The sequence below is a fragment of the Priestia sp. SIMBA_032 genome, from assembly GCF_046535215.1.
Classification (GTDB): Bacteria; Bacillota; Bacilli; order Bacillales; family Bacillaceae_H; genus Priestia; species Priestia aryabhattai.
The window spans coordinates 1-251 of record NZ_JAWRXD010001199.1; the positions used below are offsets into that span (position 1 = coordinate 1).

1 pseudogene is annotated in these 251 nt (G+C 75.3%); it reads right to left on the bottom strand.

Features of this window, described 5'->3' with window-relative positions:
* A pseudogene (locus SB717_RS38115) lies at positions 1 to 251 on the bottom strand (cytochrome P450); the annotation flags it as partial.

The window sequence follows — 251 nt, forward strand, 5'->3', positions numbered from 1 at the left end:
GCGCACCTCCTGGGCGAACCAGTGCGCGGCGACGTCGTTCCCGGCAGCCAGGTCGTCGCGCCAGCCGGGATGCCGGTGCAGCGCGAGGGCGGCGAACGTCAGGTAGCGGCCGACGGCGACGGTCGGACGCAGGAGGTTGAGCAGTTCGACCGCGGCGACCTGCGGCGGGAGGGTGGCCATGGCGCCCCGGCTGTCCGGCTCGGTATAGGCCGAGACGACATCGAGCGCCGAGCCGCGCGGTGCTCCCGGGC